The organism is Patescibacteria group bacterium (genome assembly GCA_041665365.1).
In the GTDB taxonomy this organism is placed as follows: Bacteria; Patescibacteriota; Patescibacteriia; order UBA9570; family UBA9570; genus UBA9570.
This window is the reverse complement of the sequence record JBAYIY010000001.1, coordinates 1-25,276: the sequence shown is the minus strand read 5'-3', so window position 1 is coordinate 25,276 and position 25,276 is coordinate 1. Positions and strand designations below refer to the sequence as shown.

Annotated in this window: 22 protein-coding genes; 5 read left to right on the top strand and 17 right to left on the bottom strand. The window is 41.3% G+C overall.

Features of this window, described 5'->3' with window-relative positions; all coding sequences use genetic code 11:
- Positions 1-29: 29 nt before the first annotated feature.
- Both WCV88_00110 and WCV88_00105 read right to left on the bottom strand, forming a co-directional pair.
- A complete protein-coding gene (locus tag WCV88_00110) occupies positions 30-1,103 on the bottom strand; it encodes an FtsW/RodA/SpoVE family cell cycle protein (GenBank protein ID MFA6474587.1) in 1,074 nt (357 codons plus the stop codon).
- Positions 1,100-2,017: a hypothetical protein gene (locus WCV88_00105; protein ID MFA6474586.1), complete on the bottom strand. Its 918-nt coding sequence runs from the start codon at positions 2,015-2,017 to the stop codon at positions 1,100-1,102. Before WCV88_00105 ends, WCV88_00110 begins: the two co-directional genes overlap by 4 nt.
- A gap of 67 nt (positions 2,018-2,084) precedes the next feature.
- On the opposite strand from WCV88_00105, the gene WCV88_00100 reads away from it, so the two are divergent.
- Entirely contained in the window at positions 2,085-2,366 is a 282-nt protein-coding gene (locus WCV88_00100) for a hypothetical protein (protein ID MFA6474585.1), read from the top strand.
- Here the strand turns inward: WCV88_00100 and WCV88_00095 are convergent.
- Entirely contained in the window at positions 2,363-2,848 is a 486-nt protein-coding gene (locus WCV88_00095) for a hypothetical protein (protein ID MFA6474584.1), read from the bottom strand. The two genes, WCV88_00100 and WCV88_00095, sit on opposite strands and share 4 nt — an antisense overlap.
- A 41-nt stretch (positions 2,849-2,889) precedes the next feature.
- Between WCV88_00095 and WCV88_00090 the strand changes: the two genes are divergently transcribed.
- From WCV88_00090 to thrS, 3 genes are read left to right on the top strand one after another with little or no spacing between them, the layout of a single operon-like run.
- Positions 2,890-6,267, top strand: coding sequence for a DNA polymerase III subunit alpha (locus WCV88_00090; protein MFA6474583.1), 3,378 nt, complete (start codon positions 2,890-2,892; stop codon positions 6,265-6,267).
- A gap of 8 nt (positions 6,268-6,275) precedes the next feature.
- Positions 6,276-7,283 (top strand): baseplate J/gp47 family protein, encoded by a 1,008-nt coding sequence (locus WCV88_00085; protein MFA6474582.1) that lies wholly within the window; start codon positions 6,276-6,278, stop codon positions 7,281-7,283.
- A complete protein-coding gene (gene thrS / locus WCV88_00080; protein ID MFA6474581.1) occupies positions 7,284-9,032 on the top strand; it encodes a threonine--tRNA ligase in 1,749 nt (582 codons plus the stop codon). It begins immediately after the preceding gene.
- A gap of 19 nt (positions 9,033-9,051) precedes the next feature.
- On the opposite strand, the gene fbp is transcribed toward thrS, so the two are convergent.
- A complete protein-coding gene (gene fbp / locus WCV88_00075; GenBank protein ID MFA6474580.1) occupies positions 9,052-10,023 on the bottom strand; it encodes a class 1 fructose-bisphosphatase in 972 nt (323 codons plus the stop codon).
- A 29-nt stretch (positions 10,024-10,052) separates the two neighbouring features.
- Between fbp and miaB the strand changes: the two genes are divergently transcribed.
- Entirely contained in the window at positions 10,053-11,378 is a 1,326-nt protein-coding gene (miaB, locus tag WCV88_00070; protein ID MFA6474579.1) for a tRNA (N6-isopentenyl adenosine(37)-C2)-methylthiotransferase MiaB, read from the top strand.
- A gap of 8 nt (positions 11,379-11,386) precedes the next feature.
- Here miaB and pyrF read toward each other — a convergent pair whose 3' ends face one another.
- From pyrF to WCV88_00005, 13 genes are all read right to left on the bottom strand, one after another.
- Positions 11,387-12,130: an orotidine-5'-phosphate decarboxylase gene (gene pyrF, locus WCV88_00065; protein MFA6474578.1), complete on the bottom strand. Its 744-nt coding sequence runs from the start codon at positions 12,128-12,130 to the stop codon at positions 11,387-11,389.
- A 3-nt stretch (positions 12,131-12,133) separates the two neighbouring features.
- The gene (locus tag WCV88_00060; protein MFA6474577.1) at positions 12,134-12,757 is read right to left on the bottom strand and encodes a phosphoribosyltransferase family protein; all 624 of its coding nucleotides are present in this window, start codon (positions 12,755-12,757) and stop codon (positions 12,134-12,136) included.
- Between the two features lie 8 nt (positions 12,758-12,765).
- A complete protein-coding gene (locus WCV88_00055) occupies positions 12,766-13,716 on the bottom strand; it encodes a class I SAM-dependent methyltransferase (protein ID MFA6474576.1) in 951 nt (316 codons plus the stop codon).
- A gap of 18 nt (positions 13,717-13,734) precedes the next feature.
- On the bottom strand, positions 13,735-14,532 hold the full coding sequence (locus tag WCV88_00050) for a dihydroorotate dehydrogenase electron transfer subunit (GenBank protein ID MFA6474575.1): 798 nt from the start codon (positions 14,530-14,532) through the stop codon (positions 13,735-13,737).
- The gene (locus WCV88_00045; protein MFA6474574.1) at positions 14,529-15,437 is read right to left on the bottom strand and encodes a dihydroorotate dehydrogenase; all 909 of its coding nucleotides are present in this window, start codon (positions 15,435-15,437) and stop codon (positions 14,529-14,531) included. Before WCV88_00045 ends, WCV88_00050 begins: the two co-directional genes overlap by 4 nt.
- Positions 15,434-16,780: an argininosuccinate lyase gene (argH, locus tag WCV88_00040; protein MFA6474573.1), complete on the bottom strand. Its 1,347-nt coding sequence runs from the start codon at positions 16,778-16,780 to the stop codon at positions 15,434-15,436. The genes WCV88_00045 and argH overlap by 4 nt, the downstream gene beginning before the upstream one ends.
- A gap of 8 nt (positions 16,781-16,788) precedes the next feature.
- Complete coding sequence (locus WCV88_00035) at positions 16,789-17,736, bottom strand: amidohydrolase family protein (GenBank protein MFA6474572.1); 948 nt, start codon at positions 17,734-17,736, stop codon at positions 16,789-16,791.
- Positions 17,730-18,575: an aspartate carbamoyltransferase catalytic subunit gene (locus WCV88_00030; GenBank protein MFA6474571.1), complete on the bottom strand. Its 846-nt coding sequence runs from the start codon at positions 18,573-18,575 to the stop codon at positions 17,730-17,732. Before WCV88_00030 ends, WCV88_00035 begins: the two co-directional genes overlap by 7 nt.
- On the bottom strand, positions 18,565-21,723 hold the full coding sequence (carB, locus tag WCV88_00025) for a carbamoyl-phosphate synthase (glutamine-hydrolyzing) large subunit (GenBank protein ID MFA6474570.1): 3,159 nt from the start codon (positions 21,721-21,723) through the stop codon (positions 18,565-18,567). The genes WCV88_00030 and carB overlap by 11 nt, the downstream gene beginning before the upstream one ends.
- Positions 21,720-22,769 (bottom strand): glutamine-hydrolyzing carbamoyl-phosphate synthase small subunit, encoded by a 1,050-nt coding sequence (gene carA, locus WCV88_00020; protein MFA6474569.1) that lies wholly within the window; start codon positions 22,767-22,769, stop codon positions 21,720-21,722. The genes carB and carA overlap by 4 nt, the downstream gene beginning before the upstream one ends.
- Positions 22,757-23,728: an amidohydrolase family protein gene (locus WCV88_00015; protein MFA6474568.1), complete on the bottom strand. Its 972-nt coding sequence runs from the start codon at positions 23,726-23,728 to the stop codon at positions 22,757-22,759. The genes carA and WCV88_00015 overlap by 13 nt, the downstream gene beginning before the upstream one ends.
- A complete protein-coding gene (locus WCV88_00010; protein ID MFA6474567.1) occupies positions 23,725-24,282 on the bottom strand; it encodes a sulfotransferase domain-containing protein in 558 nt (185 codons plus the stop codon). The genes WCV88_00015 and WCV88_00010 overlap by 4 nt, the downstream gene beginning before the upstream one ends.
- Positions 24,279-25,276: Asp-tRNA(Asn)/Glu-tRNA(Gln) amidotransferase subunit GatB (locus WCV88_00005; GenBank protein ID MFA6474566.1), on the bottom strand; the 998-nt coding region annotated here is incomplete at its 5' end. The genes WCV88_00005 and WCV88_00010, both read right to left, overlap by 4 nt.

Genomic DNA, 25,276 nt, shown 5'->3' with positions numbered 1-25,276 from the left:
GCGCATTCTACAAAAAAAATACTAGTCTGTCAACGTTTGAGTTCAGTGAGAGCATTTAGGGTTATACCTAAACCAAATGACATGGCCAATAATGAACTGCCGCCGGCGCTAATAAATGGCAATGGTATACCAGTGACAGGCATAACACCAATGTTCATGCCAATGTTTATTAGAACTTGACCGAACAACATGGCGACATATCCAATTACGATGTAGCGCGCTACGTCATCGTGTAACTCACGGCTCAAGCGCCATAGTCGCCAGATCATGGCCGCAAAAATTAGCACGACGGTGCCAGCTCCAATAAAGCCTAATTCTTCACCAATCACTGCGAAAATAAAATCTGTTTCGCGCTCAGGTAGAAAACTGAGTTGACTTTGCGGACCAAGCCCTAAACCACGTCCAAACCATTCGCCTGAACCGACCGAAATAATGGCCTGACGGACATTATACCCAGATTTAGCCGGGTCATTTTCTGGATTAACAAAAGTCAGCAGACGGTTTTTTTGAAAATCATCCAAATAAAATGAAAAGCTCAATACTCCAACCAGTAAAGCGACACCGCCAATGAGCAGTAATTGGCGCGGCCGAATGGAGGTGGCTAAACCCATCACAGAAGCAATACCACCCAATATAAGAGCCGAACCTAGATCCGGCTGCAGTAACACTGTGGCAAAATATAAACCGAACATAGCACCAAAGCGTGCTACGGTGCCCCATTTTTCCATATTAAAACTGTTATCCGCCAAAAAACGAGCGGCCGCTAGGATAAAAGCAATTTTGGCAAATTCAACCGGTTGAATGCTTATGCCGGCCAATTGAAACCAACCCGTCGTACCGTTGACTGTAGTTCCGAATATTAATACAGCAATTAGCACTAAGAACCATACTAAATAGCCAATATAAGCATATTGCAGGATACGGCGATAGTTAATTTGACTGGTAATGCCTAATGTCACTAAACTTAACACAATAAAGGCCAGTTGCTTTTCAAAGCGGAGTGAATCGGAAGTTGGGGTTTGGTTTAAACTATACAAAATGACGGTACTAACAGACATTAGCAAGACAGTACCGGAGACTAGCCACCAATCAGGTGATTTCATGGCAAGATTAAGTTTCCACTGTCGCGGACATTGGTTGTCACGGTTACTTCCCCCGTAGCAGTAGCCTCAAACAAACGCCGCCAATTGAACGCTAAAGGATAATCTTGAAATGACGCTACATTGGTCAGCACTTGTTGTTGAATGCCAACAATAGTATTGGTTGAATCTTTTATTACAGCGGTGACGATAACCTTTTTAAAGCCGTAAGCACTGGCATTAGTGAGCGTGCTAGTTAATTGTGTTATGGTTTCACCGAGGATCGGCGGTGTGTTGGTATTTGTTTCTGGTGTCGCGAATTCAGAACTATTGGTATTTGAGTTAATGTTTTCGATGGTGGTTTTTTCCGGTGCGGTAGTAACCGATAAATTCGTTCGTCCGACTTTGATATCTTTAATAGTAAACTCTGTTTGAATCTGTGGGCCGCGCACGCGATGCCACGTTACATCAGACGGCACCAGAGTCGCTTCAGTTTGAGTGGTGGCTTGACCGGAAATGTTATTGGCTACTAAATAAATGGTTTCACCCGGCAAAATGACACCATCTTTAAAAGTGTACGGCTTGCCCAGGACATTAAATGTATAAGTAAAATTTCCCACCTGGGTAGAATTTGGATTTGTCACAATGGCATAAACATCAAATACCGCACTGGTATGCGGCAAAACTTTCACCTCTTTGATAATTAACGCCTCCGGCGCTTTGATTGAATCGTAAATCACGTTAGTTGTACCCAATTCATTTATGGCAGTATTGGTTTTGGGTTCATTAACTAAATATATGACCAATAGCACAATATTAACCAGCCACAAAATCGACACTGCGGCAATGCCCACACCATATAAGGCTGTGTAAACTTGGTCTTTATGAGTGTTAAACCAATAGGCCCACTGTAAATCCTTCCCTTCTAAATCATCCATATAGAAACAAGTTTAAGGCTGTGCTATACTAAAGTCAACTATAAGATTTAAATAAATATAAAATTATATGATTTTCACTACCCAGGATATTTTGTATGTTACAGTGTCAGTTTGTATTTTACTATTCACCATTTTTTTAATCTGGATAATGTATTATCTAGTTCAGATCACCAGACAGAGTAACGAAATGATTACCGATTTTCGCGATAAGATGGAAGAGTTAGATGCCAGTGTGAAAGTCATCAAAGATAAAGTTAACGAATCTGTTGACCAAATTGGCTCAGTGCTAGATATTGTGCGCGCCCTGGCCGGTAAATCGTCAAAGAAAAAGCGTCGCTCTGACGATTAGTTTTCAGCTTGATATTTGTTTATTGCATCTATAATCGGAGAAGAATCTGTGAGGTGTTGCCAGAATAGAATTTCATTGCGATTAATGATGATATAATTGTTTGGTTTATAAAAATCATCCGCTAATTTTTTGAGTTTCACCCCATTATCGGGTGTGGTCGTATCAGTGTTAGTATCAGTGGCAGTATTTGTGGTATCTGTCTTTGGGCTGACTTGTAAATAGTAAACATCAAATAGCACCAACGAACCTGGCCCATACTTCTTGATGTGGCCAAAATATGTCTGACCATTCGTTAAAGTGACAGCCGAGACAACATCGCTATTAAATAATTGATTATACTGGTTACTGTACAAGGCAAATTGGGCAAATACCAGAATGATAGATAGCCCAGCACAGCAGTACGCCACTGTTGCCATTAAGCTTGGCCAGTTGCGTAGTCTTTTAGTTTGATTGATTTGTATGGAGCGTGGTTTTATTGGCATATTAGCCATAGTGTAACACAGTTGGTATAATGCCGCCACTTATGTCGTTTACTCACCTACATGTTCATAGCCACTACTCGTTGCTCGATGGTTTACCGAAAATTGACCAGTTGGTTGATTATGCCAAACAACAAGGTTTTAGCCATCTGGCTTTGACCGATCATGGTGTATTATATGGCGCGATTGAATTTTATGAAGCGTGTAAAGCCGCTGGGATTAAACCGATTATTGGTGCCGAACTGTACGTCGCCCAACGGACACGGTTTGATCGGCAACCGCGTCAGGATGATAAACCGTATCATTTAGTGGTTTTAGCTGAAACCCTGTCAGGTTATTTTAATTTAATTAGGCTAGTGAGCCAGGCACATTTGGAAGGGATTTATTATCGCCCCAGAGTTGATTTTGATTTACTGCAACAATATCATGAGGGCCTGATCGCTTTGAGTGGTTGTTTAAGTGGCCAAGTGGCCCGGTCAATTTTACAACACGATGAGGCACACACTGTTGATACGATCACTCGTTATCAAAAAATATTTGGTCCAAATAACTTTTTTTTGGAACTCCAACGCCATACTAACACTCCAGAACAATTAATAGTTAATAATAGTTTAATAAAATTATCCACTCAAACCGGTGCTAAGTTAGTCGCCACGGCTGATAGCCATTATTTGCAACCCACTGACGCGGAGGCACAGGATATTTTGGTCTGTATTCACACTAAAAAATCTGTGTCTGATACTAATCGCCTATCGATGCGGCATGATGATTTTTCACTAGCGTCGGCTGACAGTATGATGGCATTATTCAAAGATATACCTGAGGCCATTACGCAAACTGAGGTGATTGCTCAACGTTGTCAGATAGACATTCCTTTAGGTGTGATCCAACTCCCCTTTTATGAATTACCACCCGGTAAAAATGACAACCAGGTATTGTTAGAACTATGTGAAAATAATATTACCAAACATTATAGCGGTGAGCATGTGTCGGCAGCGCGGGCCCGCTTGATTTATGAGTTAGACGTTATCAAAAAAACCGGTTATGCCTCATATTTTTTAATTGTGCAAGATTTCGTTAATTGGGCTAAAGAAAACCACATTGTGGTTGGTCCGGGTCGAGGTAGTGCGGCTGGTAGCATTGTGGCATTTTTAGCCGGTATTACCGAGATTGATCCATTGAAATATGATTTATTGTTCGAACGGTTTTTGAATCCAGAACGGGTTAGTATGCCTGATATCGACTTGGATTTTGCCGATACCAGGCGGGCCGAAGTAATTCGATATGTGGAATCTAAATATGGCAAAGATCATGTGGCACAGATTATTACTTTTGGTACCATGGCAGCGCGCGCCGCAGTACGTGATGTTGGACGAGCGTTAGGTTTAACCTATGGTTTTTGTGATACCATCGCCAAAATGATTCCCATGTTTACATCGATTCAAGTCGCCATTGAGACAGTACCGGAATTAAAACTGTTATATCAGTCTGATGCCGATGCCACCCGGCTAATTGACCAAGCTTTAAAACTGGAGGGTGTAGTGCGTCATACTTCAACCCATGCCTGTGGTGTAGTTATTACTAAGGAGCCTTTACAATTTTATACACCGGTGCAGTATTCCTCCACCAGTGAACACGACATCGTAACCCAGTATTCATTGCACCCCATTGAAAGACTCGGCTTGTTAAAGATGGATTTTTTGGGATTAAAAAATCTCACCATCATTGAACAAACTTTGGCGCTAATTAAAAAAACGACCGACACTACTGTAGCGCTGGATAATCTTTTGTTAACTGATAAAAAAACCTATCGTCTATTTCAAACCGGTCAAACCACTGGCATTTTTCAATTAGAAAGTTCCGGCATGAAACGCTACTTGCGCGAATTAAAGCCAACTGAGTTTGAGGACATCATTGCCATGGTGGCGCTGTATCGACCAGGGCCGATGGAGCGGATTCCGGAATATATCTCAGGCAAACATAAAAAACGCACAGTGACATATTTAATACCGCAATTAAAACCGATTCTGGAAAAAACCTACGGCATTTTAGTTTATCAAGAACAAGTGATGGCCATGGCGCGAGACGTGGCTGGTTTTACGGCTGGTGAGGGCTATCTTTTAATTAAAGCGGTGGCTAAAAAAATTGAAAAGTTATTAAATGAACAGAAAGAAAAATTTATTGTTGGTTGCGAAACCAATGGTGTGTCGCAACGTATTGCCGAACAATTGTGGGAGTTTATTGAACCATTTGCGCACTACGGTTTTAATAAGTCTCACTCGACTGGCTATGCTTTAATTGCGTATCAAACGGCTTATTTGAAAGCCAATTATCCGGCTCAGTTCATGGCTAGTTTATTAACTTCCGATCAGGCTGATTCTGATCGGATTGCCATTGAAGTGGAAGAGGCTCGCAGTATGGGGATAGCTGTTTTACCACCTGATATCAATGAAAGTTATTCTACTTTTACCGTGGTGCGGGAATCTTTACCCAAACAGCCGCGTATTAGATTTGGTTTAGCGGCTATAAAAAATGTTGGACAAAACTTAATTACAGATATTATTTCAGAACGCAAAGCTAATGGACCGTTTACTGATATCCAAAATTTTTTACGCCGCATTCAACATAAAGATTTAAATAAGAAATCATTGGAAAGTTTAATCATGTCGGGTGCGCTGATAGCGTTTGGAGAATTCTCTACCTTACTGGCTAATGTAGAAACGTTATTACAATATAATCGTCAGGCGCAACAAGATGCTTTATCCGGGCAGGGTAATCTTTTTAGTGGCTCGATATTGCTTTCACCGAAACTGTATTTACAGCCAGCCGCAAATTCTATCAGACGCCAACAATTGGAATGGGAAAGAACCTTATTGGGTTTGTATGTATCAGGCCATCCCCTGGCTAAAGTGCAACGTTTAAAATTGCCCGGGATGATAACACTAGCCAGTGCCGCTGAGCAGCGGGTGAATAGCCCCGTGCAGTGTTTAGGTTTGGTGCAACAACTAAAACGGATCACGACAAAGTCTGGTGATGCGATGCAGTTTTTTCAATGTGGTGATGGTACAGCTCAGTTAGAGGTAGTGTTATTTGCCAGCGCTGTACAGAAATTAAAAACCGTTTTAAGTGAAGGCCAGTGTGTGGCGGTGCAAGGAAAAATTAGCAAGCGCGATGGACAAACCAAATTGATTGCCGAAACCATCACGCCGTGGCCAGAAGAATTTGTGCTGGTTAATTTAACCGGCACAACATCGACCGATCAAGCTCAGGCAGCTAAGCATGTTTTTAAAACCTCACCCGGATCAATTCCCGTGTATTTGGTTACCAAGCAGAAAATATTAAAAACCGATAGTGGTATTAAACGGGAGGCTGTGACGCAACTTAGTCAGCTCCTTGGCGAAGATCAGGTGGTTTTGGTATAATAAGCCCCATGACACATCCACAACGCTTACAGCGCTATTTCTCCCCAGTCTTAATTGTATTCATCCTAGTGGTGGCCGTTTTGGTTGCGGCGGTGTTTTATGTGGCTTTCAGCAAAACTACAGTTGCTGTAAAATTGCGTGATGTGCCGGCTAAAGTACCTTTTCAGTATTCTACAACAGACCTTGGTTTAGAAATAACCGAAACACCCATTGATCAAACCTTTACCTTTACCGATTATGAGGCTAATGCTAGCGAAGATGCAGTGGCTACCGGCACGGTGACTATTTACGACGAAACTAGTAGTAACCAACCATTAGTGCGAACCACTCGATTGTTGTCGGATAGTGGCATTCTGTTTCACACCGACGAAACAGTGACCGTGCCAGCTGGAGGAAGTATTGAGGTACCGGTTTATGCCGATGCCGCCGGAGCGAGTGGTAATATTGAACCAGATCATTTTGAAATTGTGGCACTACACGATAGTGTCAAAGCACAAATATACGCCAAAAGTACCTCGCCCATGACTGGTGGGGTTATTAAAAAAGTTGTTTTAACTGACAAAATTATTACTGTCGCTAAGCACGCGGCTAAGGCGGCATTGGCGGGAGAAGTAAACCTTACCGCACAAGAGGTAAATGGCACCGTGGGTGATGAAGTTAATTCGGTCGAGGTGCATAGTGTGGGCAAATCTGTCGTGCTGCCAGATGCTACGGCCGCGATTCGTAAATTATTACTCAATGATAACGAGCCAATTACCAAAGATGCGCCGTTAACTTATGAAGCAAATTTTGATGGTAATGAATGGATTTTATCCGGCGACGTTGAAACTACTGGACAAGTGGAGAATCTGGACTTTATTGATCCGACGATCTTAACGGACAAAACAGAGCAGCAAATTCAAAATGTCTTAAGTGACTATGAACAAATTGATAGTGTCCAAGTCACCTTTGTCCCCTTCTGGTTGGAGCGGACACCGGCTTTAGCCCAACAAATTAATCTTATAATCGCTCAATAAATGGATCTTAATCATCTTCGACATTCAGCCGCTCATATGCTGGCGGCCGCTCTAGTGCAGCTTTATCCTGGTACAAAGTTGGGTACTGGCCCAGTAATTGATAATGGGTTTTATTATGATGTTTTACCACCACAACCGATTACAGAAGCTGATTTAGAAAAAATTACTGTGGCGATGCGTAAAATAATAAATGGTCAGCATGAATTTGTACGTGAAGATGTTACTGCTGAACAGGCCAAGAAATTTTTTGCTGACCAACCCTTTAAACAAGAGTTGGTAGAAAAATTTTCCAAACAAGGTGAACAACTTCATCTTTACCATTCCGGGCCATTTACTGATTTATGTCAGGGTGGTCATGTCCAAAACACCAAAGAATTAATGGGGGTTGGTCTTAAATTAACGAAACTGGCTGGGGCATATTGGCAAGCCGATGCTAAGAATGCTCAAATGACTCGGGTTTATGGTTTGCTATTTGCCAGTAAAAAAGAACTAAATGATTACTTGCTTCAACTGCAAGAGGCTGAAAAACGCGATCACCGAAAATTGGGTAAAGAACTGGGTTTATTTACCGTGATTGATGAAATTGGGCCAGGTTTTCCCCTGTTCTATCCCAAGGGAGCGGCTTTACGTAAGGCAGTTGAGGATTTTATTGAAGCCGAACAGTACAAACTGGGTTTTAGAAATATTTGGATACCACACATCGCCAAAGATACTTTGTATAAAACTTCCGGGCACTTAGGAAAATACGATGCGATGTTTTCAGCCATAAAACTGGACAACCAGGACTACTATTTAAAGCCAATGAATTGCCCACACTTCATGATGTTATATAAGAGTCAGCCACACAGTTATCGCGATTTACCGTTACGTTGGACAGCCACTACCACAGTGTATCGCAATGAAAAATCCGGTGAGTTGGCCGGTTTAACCCGGGTACGCGCGTTAACCCAAGATGATTGCCATATTTTCCTGCGCCCAGATCAAATTGAAACGGAGATTAATAACATTTTAGATTTAATCCAATCGGTCTATCAGGCTTTTGGACTGAATGATTTCTGGGTAAGTATTTCCACGCGTGATCCGAATGACATGGCTAAATATTTGGGTGAGCCGGTTATTTGGGATAATGCGGAAAAGATTTTAGAAGACATTATTTCTAAACGCCATATCACCTATAAAGTAGTGCCAGGTGAAGCGGCCTTTTATGGTCCAAAATTGGACTTCATGGTAAAAGACGCCATTGGTCGTGAGTGGCAACTTTCTACTGTACAATTAGATTTTAATTTACCCAATCGTTTCGATTTACATTACATTGCCGCTGATGGTTCCAAACAACGTCCAGTAGTGATTCATCGGGCAGTGTTGGGTTCGGTGGAGCGCTGGTTGGGCATTATGATTGAACACTTTGCCGGTAATTTCCCTACTTGGATGGCTCCGGTGCAAGTTAAATTGCTAGCCGTGGGTGAAGGCCATTTCGAGTATGCCAAACAAATACAGCAACAGTTAGAATCTAATCATATTCGAGTTGAGGTTGATATGGCCAGTGAAACCTTAGGTAGCAAGATTAGAACAGCTGTCAGTGAAAAAGTATCTTATATGGTTGTATTGGGCGATAAAGAAGTGCAAGGTAAAATGGTAGCTGTTAGGAAAAGAGGTTCAAAAGACACTGGTACAATGACATTGGATGAGTTTGTTGAAGTGTTGAAAATTGACATTCGCGAACACACCTCCCCAACCCTCCTATCGTAGGAGGGAGTTAGGAATAAGGTTATTTTTTAGGAAGGGGAAGGTGTTTTAAATTACCAGCCACCATCGGTGACTTGGCGTGTAATGACTTTGGTTTGATATCTAAAATCCGTTCGGTACCAGATGTGGCGACGCCACCGGCTTGTTCAATAATCATGGCCAGAGGTTTTAATTCATAATTTAAGCGCAACTTAGCTGTTTGCTTGGCGGCATCATCATACGGTCTAAAATATAATCCCCCCTTTAATATATTACGATGAATATCAGCGACCAGTGAACCAATATGACGGGACGTGCATTTTGGGTTAACTTTTTTAAAGTTATCTAAAAATAAGCGATCTGGTTCTGACCAGGTATGAATATAAGCCTCGTTGGCCGAATAAACATCACAGGTGCTCGGTATGTGAATAGCCTCATGAGATAACAACCACTCACCGATACTTTGATCGAGGGTGAAGCCATGCACACCATGACCCGTAGTATAAACTAACATGGTGCTTGATCCGTATAAAATGTATCCAGCCGCCACCTGATCTTTACCTGGTTGTAAAAAATCTTCCAAAGTAGCCGACTGACCTTTTGGACTGATTCTGTGATGGATAGAAAAAATACTACCAATTGAGACGTTGTAATCAATATTCGATGAGCCATCTAATGGGTCGAACGCAATGACATACTCATTATTTTCACCGCCGGGTACTAAGACAATATCAGTCTCCTCTTCGGAGGCGAGGGCGGCAAAGTGACCGGTTTTGGATAGGTATTTTACGAACCATTCGTTGGATAAAACGTCCAGTTTTTTAACCGTATCACCAGAGCTATTAGCCATGCCCGCTTCACCAAAAATGTTCACTAAACCGGCTTTATTTACTTCCCGCGAAATTACTTTACCGACCACGCCAATATCTAATAATATTTTAGAAAACTCGCCACTGCCACCGGTTTTATTTTCTTGATCGAGGACAAATTGTGATAATGTAGGGTGTTGTAACATATGGTTGAGTATACTATAATCCTCCCGCTATGTCTAAAACCTACTTCATCTGGCCCTTAGGCTGTCAGACCAATAAATCTGACGGTGAACGCGTGGCTAGTGTGCTGACAAAAATGGGCTATACCCGCGCTGTCACAGACACCACGGCCAATGTGATTGTAGTAGTGGCCTGTGCCATTAGACAATCAGCCGTGGATCGCATTTATGGTAAATTCCGCTGGTGGGAAAAACGCCAACAGACCGGAGATTTGATCACCTTACTGACCGGTTGTGTTTTGCCGCATGATAAAACAAAACTCACACCCAAGTTTGATCTGGTCTTTGATATTGAAGATCTTCCAAAATTACCCCAACTATTAGCGCAAACCAATCTTGAAACTACTGTTAATCTGCGTGATCAAATGGAGTATTTTGCTATCCAACCAATTCATAACTCGACGTTTCGGGCTTGGGTGCCAATTGCCAAAGGTTGTGATAAATACTGTACCTATTGTGCTGTCCCCTTCACCCGGGGCCGCGAAAGGTCGCGCCCATCTCAGGATATTATCAATGAAGTTACCGACTTAATTTCACGTGGCTATAAAGATATTCACCTGTTGGGTCAAAATGTGAATTCATATGGTTTAGATAAACCGAATGCAGAAATCAGTTTTGCTGAGTTGCTAAAAAGTGTGGCCGAGTTACCCGGTGAGTTTTGGATTCGTTTCCATGCTCCCCACCCGCGCGATTTCACTAATGATGTGATTGAGGTTATCGCGCAGTATCCAAAATTGTGCAAACAGATCAATCTGCCAGCCCAATCGGGTAGCTCAACTGTGTTACGCCGGATGAATCGGCCTTATACACGCGAACATTATTTAGATTTAATTACTCGTATTAAAGCCGGCATTCCTAATGTGTCATTATCAACGGATATCATTGTTGGTTTTTGTGGCGAAACCGAAGCTGAATTTGCTGAATCATACAGTTTAATGGAACAAGTGGGTTATGATATGGCTTTTATTGCTCAATACTCCGTACGCCCCGGCACCGTAGCCGCCAGACGGTTTCAAGATAATGTCACCCATGCCGAAAAAAAACATCGGTTTGCAGTGCTAACTGCTTTGCTTGGAGAAACGTTTATGCGTAACCAAACACCCAGACTCGGTACGATTGATACGATTCTGGTTGAAAAATATTCTAAAGATCATTGGTTGGGCCGTAATCAACATCAGATTACCATAGAGTTTCCAGCCCCAGCTGATGCTCAACTAGTTGGAACATTTCAAAAAATAAGATTGGATCAGGTTGAACCGTTTAGATTTGTTGGGAGTTTACCCCCAACCCCCTTGCAGGGGGCTAGGATGGTTCGCTAAATTTTTTCTTAGGGGTAAAATGCAGCCTGTCTGTAGGCTTCTGCCATCTGTCCCGGATCACTCGCCCCATAGATCCCTCGACCAACGATAATAATATCTGAACCACCAGCAATGGCTTGTTCGGGAGTCACATATTGTTGTTTTAATTTATCACCAGAATCGGCTAGATTTACACCTGGTGTCATGGTAATAAATTTAGGATCGTCAATCAGTTTTTTCATGCCGATAAAACCAAACACGAAATCGCTATATTGTTGTGCCCACTTTATGGCGGTTTTAGTGTAATCACCCGTGGCTAAATTACCAGCTGAACTCATTTCGGCTAATAATAGCAATCCACTCCCCTTCGTTTTGCCAACTTCCCAAAGACCCTCAATGATGCCTGGCCCCGATACAACATGGGCGTTTATAATATCTGACCACTCAGCAATTTTATAGATCCCGCCACTGTATTGTAGTTTTACGGTGTTACCAATATCAGCAAATTTACGATCTTCAAAAATCAAAAAGTTATGCTTCTTTTTTAGATCAAGCAAAGTGGTGATCAATTCCGGTGTAAAATCACTAATGATATCAATGTGGGTCTTTAACACGCAGATACTATCCCCCACTTGTTGGATCAATTTAACTAAACTGTTGGCATCTGTGACATCGGCGGCGATAGCAACATTGGTTTCTTTTTCCGCCATGATGGTAAATAAACGCTTAGCGGTGGCATTATTTGTGAGTTGGATACGATCTTGTATTTTCATAAATTATTTGTTCTTTGACTCAAAAAATATTTTGCCATGCCCGATAGTTGTATTAACCGGAATATTATTCGCGCATAATTTACACTCTTCAGCTGGATACACTGTCACGATTTTTTCAGCTAAGGCCACAAATGGCACACCAAAAAAATCACTGTTAACTTGTTGTGGATTCTTATTTACCATCACTGCTGCCACCACCACTTTGCCACCCGCTGTTTGTATCGCGTCGATTACTTTTTGCAGTGAGCCACCTGTGGTTGTAAGATCCTCCACGACCGCCACATTTTTTCCAGCCACGATTTTATCGTAACCGCGAGTCATTTTTAAAGTGTCGTCTTTTTTTTCAGCATAAACAGATAATACTTTTGTGTTGGTCAGTTTAGATAAAGCCGCCGCGGTCCATTGGGACAAAATAATACCGCCTAAAGCTGGGCCAGCCACAACTTGAACATTATAGGTTTTGAATGCCTCGGCAAACATCTCACCTACCATGGCTACTTTATCGGTGTAGGGGTACAAAGCATCTTTATTGATGTAAGTATCAAAATGGCTCCCAGACGTGCCCACAAAGTGATCATTGGGCATTACAGCACCAACTTCTTCTAACATGGCTAATAAATTTTCCATAAGTATATTTACTGCTGTTTAGTTAATTTAAGCATGATAAATGGAGGGTGCTCAATATATTCTTTCCCTAATTTATTAGTAGACCCTGCTTCATTATGGGTTGTTCTTTCGGTTTCATCTGCAAATGATTCGTTGCTTTCCGAAACTATTTCCCAGCCAGCTGCTTGAGCAGCTTGACGATATTCAGCAGCCGTATGGTAGTTATTATCAACTACTAATCCAGGAATTTTTCGTAAAATCGGATCGCCAGATTTCACTAACTGAGAATTTTTATCTGTAATCACAATTGGTTTGCCAGTTTTATCTAAAATAAATGTTGCGCGTAATATATGAACTAAAGTACTAAGTATTTTTTTTGCACCGCCCACCGTATGGTCTGTCTCTCTTTCCCATAGTTGATCGATCTCAGATTGAACTGATTCTCCGTTAGGTTCATTTCCATCAGTAAAAACTGTGTTTAATGAGTCTGGCGCAGTGACTACAAGCATAGCTCCTGGCTTGGCCACGCGATAAGCTTCATTAAAATGTTTATTAAAGACATCTCCAACCTCGGGCAAATTGCAACCAACATTTATGCTCATAACTACATCTTGGGAATCATTGTCCAACGGTAAATTGGCAACATTGGCCACTACAAAATCAATATTTGTCGGAGGACCAGCTTCACCCCATTTTTCTCTGGCTCGTGCGATCATAGCCGGGTTGAGATCAAGGCAGGTGACATGACTAGCTCCTAATTTTATTGCATACTCACTCCATGGTCCGGCGCCGGCACCAATATCAGCTACAACTTTGTCTTTAATGGCAGCTTCATCCAATACTTCATAGAGATTATTATCCAAAAAACGTCTACCATCCGGGCCATGTTTAGCAGCTTCGTATCGTTTCGCCTCTGCTTCACCCCAACGGCTCAATTCTCCCCTTATACGACGATGCTCATGTGGCTTTGGATCAGACATACCTAAAAAATCTATTATTTAGTAATTAATAATTTGGCCTGATTTATCCCGGTGATATTTGCCAAATTCTGTTAATGATAAAGCCTTTTTACCAGTGATAACTGGACCCACCTGGCACATGGGTTCACCGGTGTCATCCATACAACATTGACCACATACGCCGAAACCACACTTCATGTAGCGTTCCACACTGATCTGAGATTCTACACCATATTTTTTTGCTAACATTGCTACAGCATACTCCATTGGTTCTGGCCCACAGACATATACCGTAGTATGTTTTAGCTGAGTTTTAGTAATGGTCTGTAAACGTTGTTCAAGAACGCCAGTAATAAATCCTTTATAACCAGTCGATCCATCATTAGTTGACAGAAAAGTATGTTTTGGAAAATGATCAGTGTAAAGTAATAGATCTTTTGTTCTGGCACCGACTAATAATTCGTAACTACACTGTTGTTTTTTTACAGTGTTTATCAAATAAACTAATGGTGCGGCACCATAGCCACCGCCTACTGCTATAACATGTTGTTTTGGTTTCCAAGTGTATGGGTTGCCATATGGCCCAGACACACCTACTTTGGCACCTGGTTTTAATTTAAACAACGCAGTGGTGAAATTTTTTAACTTGAATACTACTGTGGTAAATGTTTTACCATTATCAGCCGCAATCGAGAACGGCTTTTGATCCACGCCGGGTAACCATAACATGACAAACTGGCCAGGTTGTGAGTTTAAATTATTAAAATTAAATGTAAACCCCTTCACATTGTCAGCTTCGTGAGAAATAGTTTTTAAGATAGCAATTTTAGGTGTCATGAGTGTGCTTTACCAATTAAAGTAGTCAAGTTTTTTATTTTATGTTGTGTCATGTATTGATCCATTTCTTTCATAATTTTTCCAAAAACATCTGGGCCTCTCCAAAACACGGCTGAACCAACTCCAATGAGTGTGCCACCGGCCAGCATCATTTCAATGGCATCCTCGCCGGTAGTAACTCCACCGGTGGCAATAATCGGTATATTGTGTACTGAGTTGTAAACATCCCAGACGGCTTTTAAGGCAATTGGTTTTAAGGCTGGTCCAGACATGCCACCGACACTGTTACTTAAAAATGGTGTTTGAAAAGAACTGTCAATGACCATACCAGAAACCGTATTTATAGCAGTAATGGCATCGGCTCCGGCTTGCTCACAGGCAGCGGCGATAATGCCGATGTTCCAAGCATTGGGTGATAATTTCATACAGACTGGTATCCCTTTGGCATGGGCTTTTACCATTTTAGTGATCGCCGTAGCGGCCTCTACACTATAGGCAAATGGTACCCCAAATTCAGAACCAACATTAGGGCAAGATATATTTACTTCTAAAATGTCGATGGGAGCTTTGACAATTTGATCCGTCACTGTACCAAATTCTTCTAATGTGCCAGCAAACACACTACCAATTAATGGTGCTTGGCAAACCTTTTTGAATTTTTTTAATTCTTTTATACCTTGCTCAACACCGGGGTTGGATAAACCAACGGCATTGATAAAATAATTATCAAAACCACCCATGGTTGGATTAACATGGCCTGGGCGTGGTTGCAATGATAATGATTTAACAGTCACACCGCCGGCTCCTAAATCAATACATCTTTTCATCGAAGCGGCTGTAACACCTAGAATACCCGAGGCTAGCACTAAGGGGTTTTTAAATTTTACATTTAAAAAAGATATCATTTTAGCAATGTATTAATTGTTTTAACCCATTTATTGGTTTCAGACTTAACCCAGGTTTTTTCTAACTGAGCAGCCTGTTTGATCTGGTTTAGTTGTAAATTGCCACTAGCACCAAGATGGGTTTTCTGCCGGATATTATTAACTGGATCAATTTGCTCAAGCTCATCAAGTGAATTACTCACGTGGCGATAAGCATCACGAAAGGGCATGCCGTGTTTCACTAAATCCAGGGCGTAATCGGTGGCGAATATCTCCGGTGTACACGCCGCTAAACATTTGGTTTTATTTAAAGTAATACCTTTAGTTAACGCCAACATCACTTTAACAGTATTTTCATATAAATCCAAACCCTTACAGAGTAGATCTTTGGTTAATTGTGAATCGCGATTATAACCAGATAATAAAACATTTTGCATTTCGATGGTACTGATTAAATAACCCAAACTCACATTAGCTTTACCTCTCGTAAGTTCAAACACATCGCCGTTCTTTTTTTGCGGCATAAGGGACGAACCTGTACAAAACTCTTGGGGTAGCTCCACAAAACCAGTTTCAGACATTGAGAATATCAAGACATCATTAGAAAACTTAGCGAGTGTTTGCATAAGTTGATTCACGGCAAATAATATAACCGCCTCAATTTTTCCACGGGTATAAGACACATACAGGGTATTATTTTGCACTTTACTAAACCCTAGTAGTTTGGCTGTATAAGCGCGATCAATCTTCATATTTACACCAAAACCAGCCGCACTGCCCAATGGGCTCATGTCGTTATAGTGATAAGCGGTTTTGAGCAGTTGGAGATCATCTAGTAGGGCTTCAGCGAACTGATCGAACCATACTCCCCCCGATGTCGGCATAGCGCGCTGCATGTGAGTATAACCCGGCATGGGTACAAACTCATTGTCTTTCGCTAATGTCAGAAAATTATCAGCCAAATTAATCGTCAAATTATACAAATCTAAAATGCGCTCTTTGGTGTATAAGCGAGTCATCGTTACTACCTGATCATTACGACTTCTAGCAGTATGTATTTTTTTACCTAAATCACCTAATTGTTTAACTAAATAGTTTTCGATGGCGGTATGGCCGTCTTCATCGGCTGGTTTGACAATAAACTTACCGTCTTCCCACAGGATGATTATTTTTTTTAATGCAGTCTGTAGAGTTTTAAATTCTTTGGTTGTGATGACACCGATTTTTTTCAACATGGCGGCTTGGGCAATACTGCCATAGACATCATGTTTTATCATCACCTGATCAAGAGCGTAATCGTTCCCCACTGTAAACGCTAAAACTTCTTTGTTTATGCTATAACCTTTGTGCCATAACTGAGCCATATTATCGGCTAGTATACCCGAAGCACCTTACCCTGTACAGGCATATTTAAGTAAGGTGACCAGCCACATTTACTTTTAATATCAGCTTGGCTAATGGTCCATTTCCAGTCTGGATCAAGGTCGATTTTTTTCTGACTAGTAAAGCCAAATAGTTTAGTTGGATTAGTAACACAGCATCGTATAATATCATCGATACTCAATTTATTTTGCGCTAGTCCGGTAAATAATAGCGGCACGAAAAACTCGATACTTGGAAAACCAGGCAGATTGCTCTCGCTGATTAAATGGGGCGCATGATCTGTCGCAATTGTATCGATCACACCGGCTCTTACCCCTTCCCATAAAGCGGCCCGATCAGCCGCCGTCCGTAATGGCGGGTTCACTGGTTGAGTTTTAGTGGTTTCATCTAACCATAAGTGATGCAGGGTAACTTCAGCGTAAACCGGCAAGCCTTCACGTTTGGCTTGAGCAATTTTTTCTACTTCAGTTTGAGTGGAAATGTGACAGAAATAAGTTAGTTTTTTGTATTGTCGAACAAACGGCATAATGCGATCAACCCCAGTATGATCATGGATCATGATTGGTTTGGTGGCATTTTGGTAAAGAGTGTGTAGAGTGGCATCGTTGCGCACAAACATGCCAGTTGAGTGTGGTTGTAAAAAAACTTTAATCCCACACGCCTGTTCTTGAGCAGCTAAAGTGTCTTGAAGCGATTTGTCAGTGACACCAAGTGGTAGACGGTACGCAATACCCGGATTAACTTTTTCTATGAGACGTTGTTTGTTCAGTAAGTCAGCTTGGGTAAGAACAGGCGGTACATTACTAGGCATGTCAACTACACCAACTACTCCACCAGCTAGTGCCGCAGCCGAGCCTGTCACCCAATCTTCTTTATACTCCTGGCCCGGTGTGCGAAAGTGCACGTGGCAATCAAACAGGCCGGGTAAAGTTACCATACGCCGAGCACATTCTCTAGCAAAGCGGCGCGCACGGGCACACCAAAGGAAGCTTGTTGAAAATAGTAGGCTTGCGGAACAGCATCGATGTTTGTTGGTAATTCACTAGTTCTGGGTAAAGGACTAATTATTTTACAAGTTGGTTTCATGGCTTCGACATCTTGCAGAGAGATTTTATAACTGTTTTGTAGCAGATCGGCTTGATGTTTATCGGTAAACCGTTCGGTTTGGACCCGAGTAACCAAAATGATATCAGCTTTATTTAAATGTGGTTTATAATCTTGTGTTAATGGATTTATTAATAACTGCTCCACGTTGTTAAATAACTTTAACGTGGTGGATAGTGAATGAACAACACGAGAATGTTCAATATCACCAATCATCAAGATTGTAAAATCATCAAGTCTACCAATACCTTGTTTAATCGTGAATAGATCCAATAAAGTTTGACTGGGATGTTGATTGGCACCATCACCCGCATTAATCACAGGTACGCCGGCCACCTGAGCCGCTCGGTCGGCGCTACCGGCTTCAGGATGACGCATCACAATAACATCACCGTAGTTTGACACCATTCGGATTGTATCCTCGAGCGATTCCCCTTTGGTGGTAGACGTACTCGTGACAGAATCAAACCCCAATACACTGGCGCCTAGGCGCTGGGCAGCTGATGTAAAAGATAAACGGGTGCGTGTAGAAGGTTCAAAAAAACAGGTGGTGATAATTTTTCCAGATAAAGTTGCTTGAAAACCATTCTTTATTAGAGCAGCACTCCGTGTGTGCACCTGTTCAATCCATGATCGAGTGAAGTTGTCTGTGGTGATAATATTAGTATTCATGCCAGGCTTTGATTAATAAATCTTTTAAAGTTAGATTACAGACTGAATTTATAAACATCTTAGCAATCTGCACGTTACTTATCAATGGGACATGCCAGTCAATCGCCGCGCGGCGCAGGCGGTAACCATCGGTTAATTCACGATGATTATATTGGCGTGGAATGTTAATGACGCAATCAATGTGTTTTTGTTCAATTAAGCGTATCACCGCAGCGCCTTTTTTTACAATTTTAATCGGTATATTATGTTTGCGATAAAATTCGGCCGTCCCTTCAGTAGCGTACAAAGTATAGTTATGATGATTGAGTTTTTGAATAAACGGTAATAATTTAGCTTTTTGGGCATCTTGACCAACTGATAATAACAGACGTTTCCGTTTGGGAATGTTGTAGCCGGCTGCCAACATCGCTTTAAGCACGGCTTCTTGGTAGCCATCACCAAAGGCGGCTACCTCACCGGTGGAACCCATTTCGACATACAAGACCGGGTCAGCCCCTTTAATACGGCTATAAGAAAACTGAGGGGCTTTAACGGTGACATAATCAAGATCGAATCGGCCGTAATCAACCTCAACAGTTTTGCCGAGCATAACATTGGTGGCCGTCTCGGCAAAATTTATTTTTAATGATTTAGACACAAACGGAAAACTGCGTGAGGCGCGCAAATTTAATTCAATAATTTTAATTTCATTGTCTTTGGCTAAAAATTGGATATTAAATGGTCCGGAAATATTCAGTTCTTTCACTACCTGGCGCATACGTTGTTTGGTGCGGCGAATTGTTTCAATGTAGGTGCGTTGCGGTGGAAACACGGCGTGCGCATCACCGGAATGAACTCCAGCATTTTCGATGTGTTCGGTCATGGCATAAAGTTTTAAATCACCGTGATCGGCGACACCATCAAATTCAATTTCCTTAGCACCCACAATAAATTTTGAAATCACTACTGGATAACGGTTGGAAACTTCAGCCGCTTCTTTGAGATAATGCTCAAGATTCTCCGGTGTGAAAGCCACATTCATGGCGGCACCAGATAAGACATATGATGGCCTAATCAATACTGGATAACCAAACTTATCAGCAAATTTCATAGCGGCTGAAATCGTGGTGACTTCTTTCCAGGCGGGTTGATCTAAACCAATCTTATCTAATAATTTTGAGAAAATATAGCGATTTTCAGCGCGATCAATATCTTTGGGTCTAGTACCTAATATGGGTACTTTATGAGCCATTAAATCCATCGCCAAATTATTTGGAGTTTGACCACCCATCGCTACGATCACTCCGTGGGGTTGCTCAAAATCGACGATATCTAAAATACGTTCTAAAGTCAGTTCTTCAAAATAAAGTCTATCAGACACATCATAATCGGTTGAAACTGTTTCTGGATTACAATTCACCATGATGCTGGTCTGTTTATTTTGGCGAATCGTTTTAACAGCTTGTACGCAACACCAATCAAACTCGACACTAGAGCCAATTCTGTACGGGCCACTACCTAACACAATAATACCCTGCTTAGTTGAAGCCACATCATGTTCGCTACCGTGATAAGTAAAATATAGATAATTAGTTTGCGCCGGATATTCGCCCGCTAAAGTATCGATTTGTTTAATAACCGGGATAATGTGATGGGTTTTTCTGAGTTGTCGAATTTGCTGTTCAGTCTGCTTGGTTAAACGACCAATTTGTCCATCAGAAAAACCTAGTTGCTTGGCTTGTTTTAAAACTACTGGAGTCAAATCTTTGCTAATAGTTTTTTGATAAGTCACAACTTCAGCTAGGTTGAATAAAAACCATTTATCAATTTTAGTTAGATCATACAGCTTATCAACACTAACTTTGTGTTCCAGCGCTGTCGCTAGAGCAAAAATTCGTCGATCGGTGGGTAATTTAATATCAGACATGTAATCAGGATTAGAGCGTGCGTTGGCAACCAAACCATCATCGCCGGTACCTAACATGCGTAAACCTTTTTGGAGGGCTTCATTAAAAGTTCGACCGATCGCCATCACTTCGCCAACTGATTTCATTTCAGTGGCAATGGTGCGCTCGGCCAGTTTAAACTTCTTTAAATCCCAGCGTGGTATTTTTACGGCGACATAATCTAAAGCTGGTTCAAAACAGGCGGTAGTAGTACCGGTGACAGAGTTGTTCACCTCTAACAATGAGTATCCCATGGCTAATTTAGCAGCGATGTATGCCAGAGGGTAGCCTGTAGCCTTAGACGCTAAAGCAGAACTGCGTGATAATCTAGCATTAACTTCGATTACTCTATAATCACTCGAGTGCGGATCTAAGGCGAATTGAATGTTGCATTCCCCGACTACTTGTAGATGCCGTACCACCTGTTGCGCGACATCGCGCAATTTTTGATACTCAGAATTAGATAAAGTCTGTGATGGTGCAATGACGATACTTTCACCGGTATGAATACCCATCGGGTCAAAGTTTTCCATGTTGCAAACAGTAATGCAGTTATCAAATTTATCTCGCACTACTTCATATTCAATTTCTTTCCAGCCACCCAAGTATTCTTCAATTAATATCTGCGGCACATTATTTAAAGCTTCAGCAGCGCGAGCTTTAAGCATGGGGGCTGTAGTAATTTTGGAAGAACCTTCACCACCTAAAGAAAAGGCTGATCGAATCATCACTGGATAACCAATTTTCTTGGCGGCTGTTAAAGCCTGCTTTATTGTAGTGACCGCCGTGCTAGTGGCCACTGATACATTAATGGCACGTAAAGTCTGGGCAAATAGATCACGATCTTCGGTTACTCTGATACTATTTGTATTCGTACCTAGAACTGCGACACTATATTTTTTGAGAACACCAGCTGTCTCTAATTCTAAACCTACATTTAATGCCGTCTGTCCGCCAAAACTTAGAGCAATGGCATCCGGTTTTTCTTTGACAATAACTTCTTGAACAAAATCTAAAGTTAATGGTAAAAAATAGACCACATCAGCCATGTCGGGGTCAGTCTGGACAGTGGCAATATTAGGATTTATCAAAACGGTTTTGATCCCCTCTTTTTTGAAGGCTTTAATAGCTTGTGAGCCAGAGTAATCAAACTCGCCCGCTTGACCAATTTTTAATCCCCCTGAGCCAAGTAAAAGAATCTTTTTTGGTAAAGTATTATTCATAGCAGTTTGATAAAATCATCAAACAAATAATTAGCATCAGCTGGCCCCGGGTTGGCTTCTGGGTGAAACTGCACCGAGCACCAAGGTTTGGTTTTATGTACAATCCCCTCAACGGATTGATCGTTGGCATTTCTAAAAGACACTGACCAATCACTTGGTAGGGTTGATTCCTTAACAGCGAATCCATGATTTTGTGAGGTTAATATGCAGCGTTGGGTGCCTTCAATCTGACACGGTTGATTTTGTGCGCGATGACCAAACGGTAATTTATAGGTTGTCGCACCAGCGGCTAACGCTTGAATTTGACTACCCAAACAGATTCCAAAAATTGGCAATTTAGTTTGCATAGCTAATTTGGTTTGTTGAATGGTGGCTACACATTGAGTCGGATCACCAGGGCCATTGGATAGTAATATACCGTCAATATCTTTTAAATTTGCAGTAAAATTATAATCCCATGGTACTCGTTTTACCTTAATGCCGCGCTTAACTAAATTTCTAATAATACTTTCTTTGACACCACAATCTACTACGATGACGGTTTTTTTACCCTGACCGTACCAAATAACTTCTGTGCAACTCACCTCACTAACCAAATTTCTTTTATTAGGATCTTCTATAGTTGAGTTGTTTGATTGATTAATTTCAATTCTGCCTAACATTACACCATGGGTTCTTAGTTTTTTTGTGAGCGCACGTGTATCAATACCAGTAATGGCCGGAATTTGGCTGGTTTGTAACCAATCACCTAATGATTGGGTGGCCTGCCAATGAGAGTACTGTGCCGTGTAATGCGAGACAATTAAACCTGATACTTGAATTCTATTTGATTCTAATTGAGTAGTGTTAGGTACCCCATAATTACCAATTAATGGGTAAGTACAGACCAATATTTGACCCCGATATGACGGATCCGTCAGACTCTCCGGATAGCCTACCATGCCGGTATTAAACACCACCTCACCGTCACCGTTACCAACAAAACCAAATGATGCACCAATAAATGCTGTGCCGTCAGATAATATTAATTTGGCTATTTTTGACATAGTTTCAGACCATTAGTAGTACAAATATCAACTAAAGCATCCAAGTTGTAAAAGCGACATCCCTCCATTAACATCCGTGCTTCTGTATATAAATCACCATCAATAAAAGGCTGAAAAAAATCATTTATATTATCAGTGCCAATGCCTACAGTTAAACCGGCGGCTAGAAATTCTGGCACACGCGCAATTGAATTATGCACCGGAGCATTTTTACCGCGCAATTGTTTCATGCCTAAGGCAGCTCCAGGGCAAGTGATCACATTTAATTTGGCTTCGACCATCAGTTTTAAAACATGTTGAAAATAATCTTCACTTTGCGCCGATAAAGAAATTACATGTACAGCATTAACTCTTTCTTGTAAGCCATGTTCGATGACTTTTTGGGCTAATAATTCAGTATCTTTTTCGTCCGGATTATTTTCTTGATCAATATGGACATCAACACACTTATTATATTTTTTAGCTAAATTAAAAATAATATCGAGATGCTGAGCTGAGTTCGGTCGATCATAACTAGGTAAACCACCGATTACATCAACTAACGGTGCGGCTTGTTCAATCCACTTTCTAGCTTCAGGATTAATAACTCCTTCTAACGTTTGTGAGACAATAATCAACTCACACTTACCGGCAAACTCTTTCTTAATATCAAAAGCTGCTTCCAGGCACTTTAAACCAACGGTGGTATCTATATCAATAAATGAGCGTACATACCGTACGCCCTGAGTGACCATGCGCTTCATTCCTTCACGCATACGATTTCTTAAATCTTCCGGGGTGTAATTTTTCTTAATCTCCTTATATAAATGCCATTTCGCCTCCATGTCAATGTGTGATTGCAATAAGTTCTGCTCGTTAATCAAAAAGGCTTTATCAAAATGGGCATGGCAGTTTACAAAACCGCCCTTGGCTTTAACCTTATCTAAGAAGATAGTTTTAAGATCGTAGGGTTTAGTCATAGTTTATTTCTGTACAATGATTCATCCACACTATTCATCATGTTTTTTATATCTAGATCAATACCCAAAAAATCTTTTATCTTTTGAGCCGCAACAGCGGGTTGTTTCATAATATCATTGTACCAAATCTCGAGAGTCTTTAAATGGGTTTGTTGTTGTAGCCAGGCCGTAATATTTTTTAAATGTCCTTCAAATAATTCTTTCATTTCAGAATCATTCACTATCATATCTTTATTGCGTCGTAAGAGCATTTTGGTTTGCGAGGCTAAAATTTCCGGCATAGCCCGGCGCATAAAAATAACCTTATACTGCCGGTCGGATGGTAGATCATACAATAAGGTTGAAACCATTTTTACCGCTTTACCTTCAGCTTCGGGTAACCAAGTTGTGTCATTGGGCAATTGTTTGACCCGCTCAAACTCATAATACCCTTTTGGGTTATCGATATCAGCCGATCTAACTTCATCGGTTAATGCAGCAATGCCGCCAGCTTCAAGCATTTTCATCATGAGAGAGGTACCCGATCTTGGCAAGCCAGACACTATAGTGATCATTGTTTTAATTTTTCTCTTAATAAACCAGTAACCATTTCCGGATTAGCTTTACCGTTCATCTGTTTCATAATTTGCCCAATTAAGTACATCAGTAAACGTTCTTTACCGGCTTTATAATCAGCCACAATTTTTGGGTTGGCGGCGATTACTTCATCGCATATTTTACCGAGCTGGTCACCATCATGAATTTGTTCAAGATCAAGTTCCTGCATGACCTGCGATGGGTCTGACCCGTGCTCAAACATATGTCGTAAGATAGTTTGCGCGGCCGACGAGTTTACTTTATTTTGATGCACCAAACTAATAAATTCTGCTAGGTTTTCTGGTGTAATGATGAGTTGAGAAAAATCTTTTTTAGCTTTGGCTAATTGTCCGAATAATTCTGATGTGATCCAATTACATACTTGGCGGCATAATTTTTCGCCTTCCCGTTGCCAAATTTCTTCGTCACTCCCCTCGGTGGTATCGATCGAGCTTAACCAGGAGCGTAATTCAGAGACCGTATTTTCATAATATTCCGCGACGCGTGGATCGGCCGTTAAAACCTTAGCATCATAGTAAGACAAAAAATATTCTTCACGAAACCGCGCCCGTCTTTCTAAAGGTAATTCCGGAATCTTTTTAAAGATGATATTGATCTGGTCTTGAGTAATATGTAAAGGTGGTATATCTGGCTCGGGAAAGTAGCGATAATCAGCGGCGGCTTCTTTACTGCGCAACTCGATAGTTTTGCCGGTGGCATCCTCCCAGCCACAAGTGCGTTGTTGCTCTGGTGCTTGATTATTTTCCCACAATTTGGTTTGTTCGGTTATTTCATAAATTAAGGCCTGCTCGGCCGCTTTAAACGAATTCATGTTTTTAATTTCCGTTCTGGGATACAAAGCAGTATCCCCAACTGGACGCAATGAAATATTTACATCCATGCGCATGTGCCCCTTTTCCATATCGGCATCAGAGATACCTAAATAACGCACTAACATTTGTAATTCTTGTA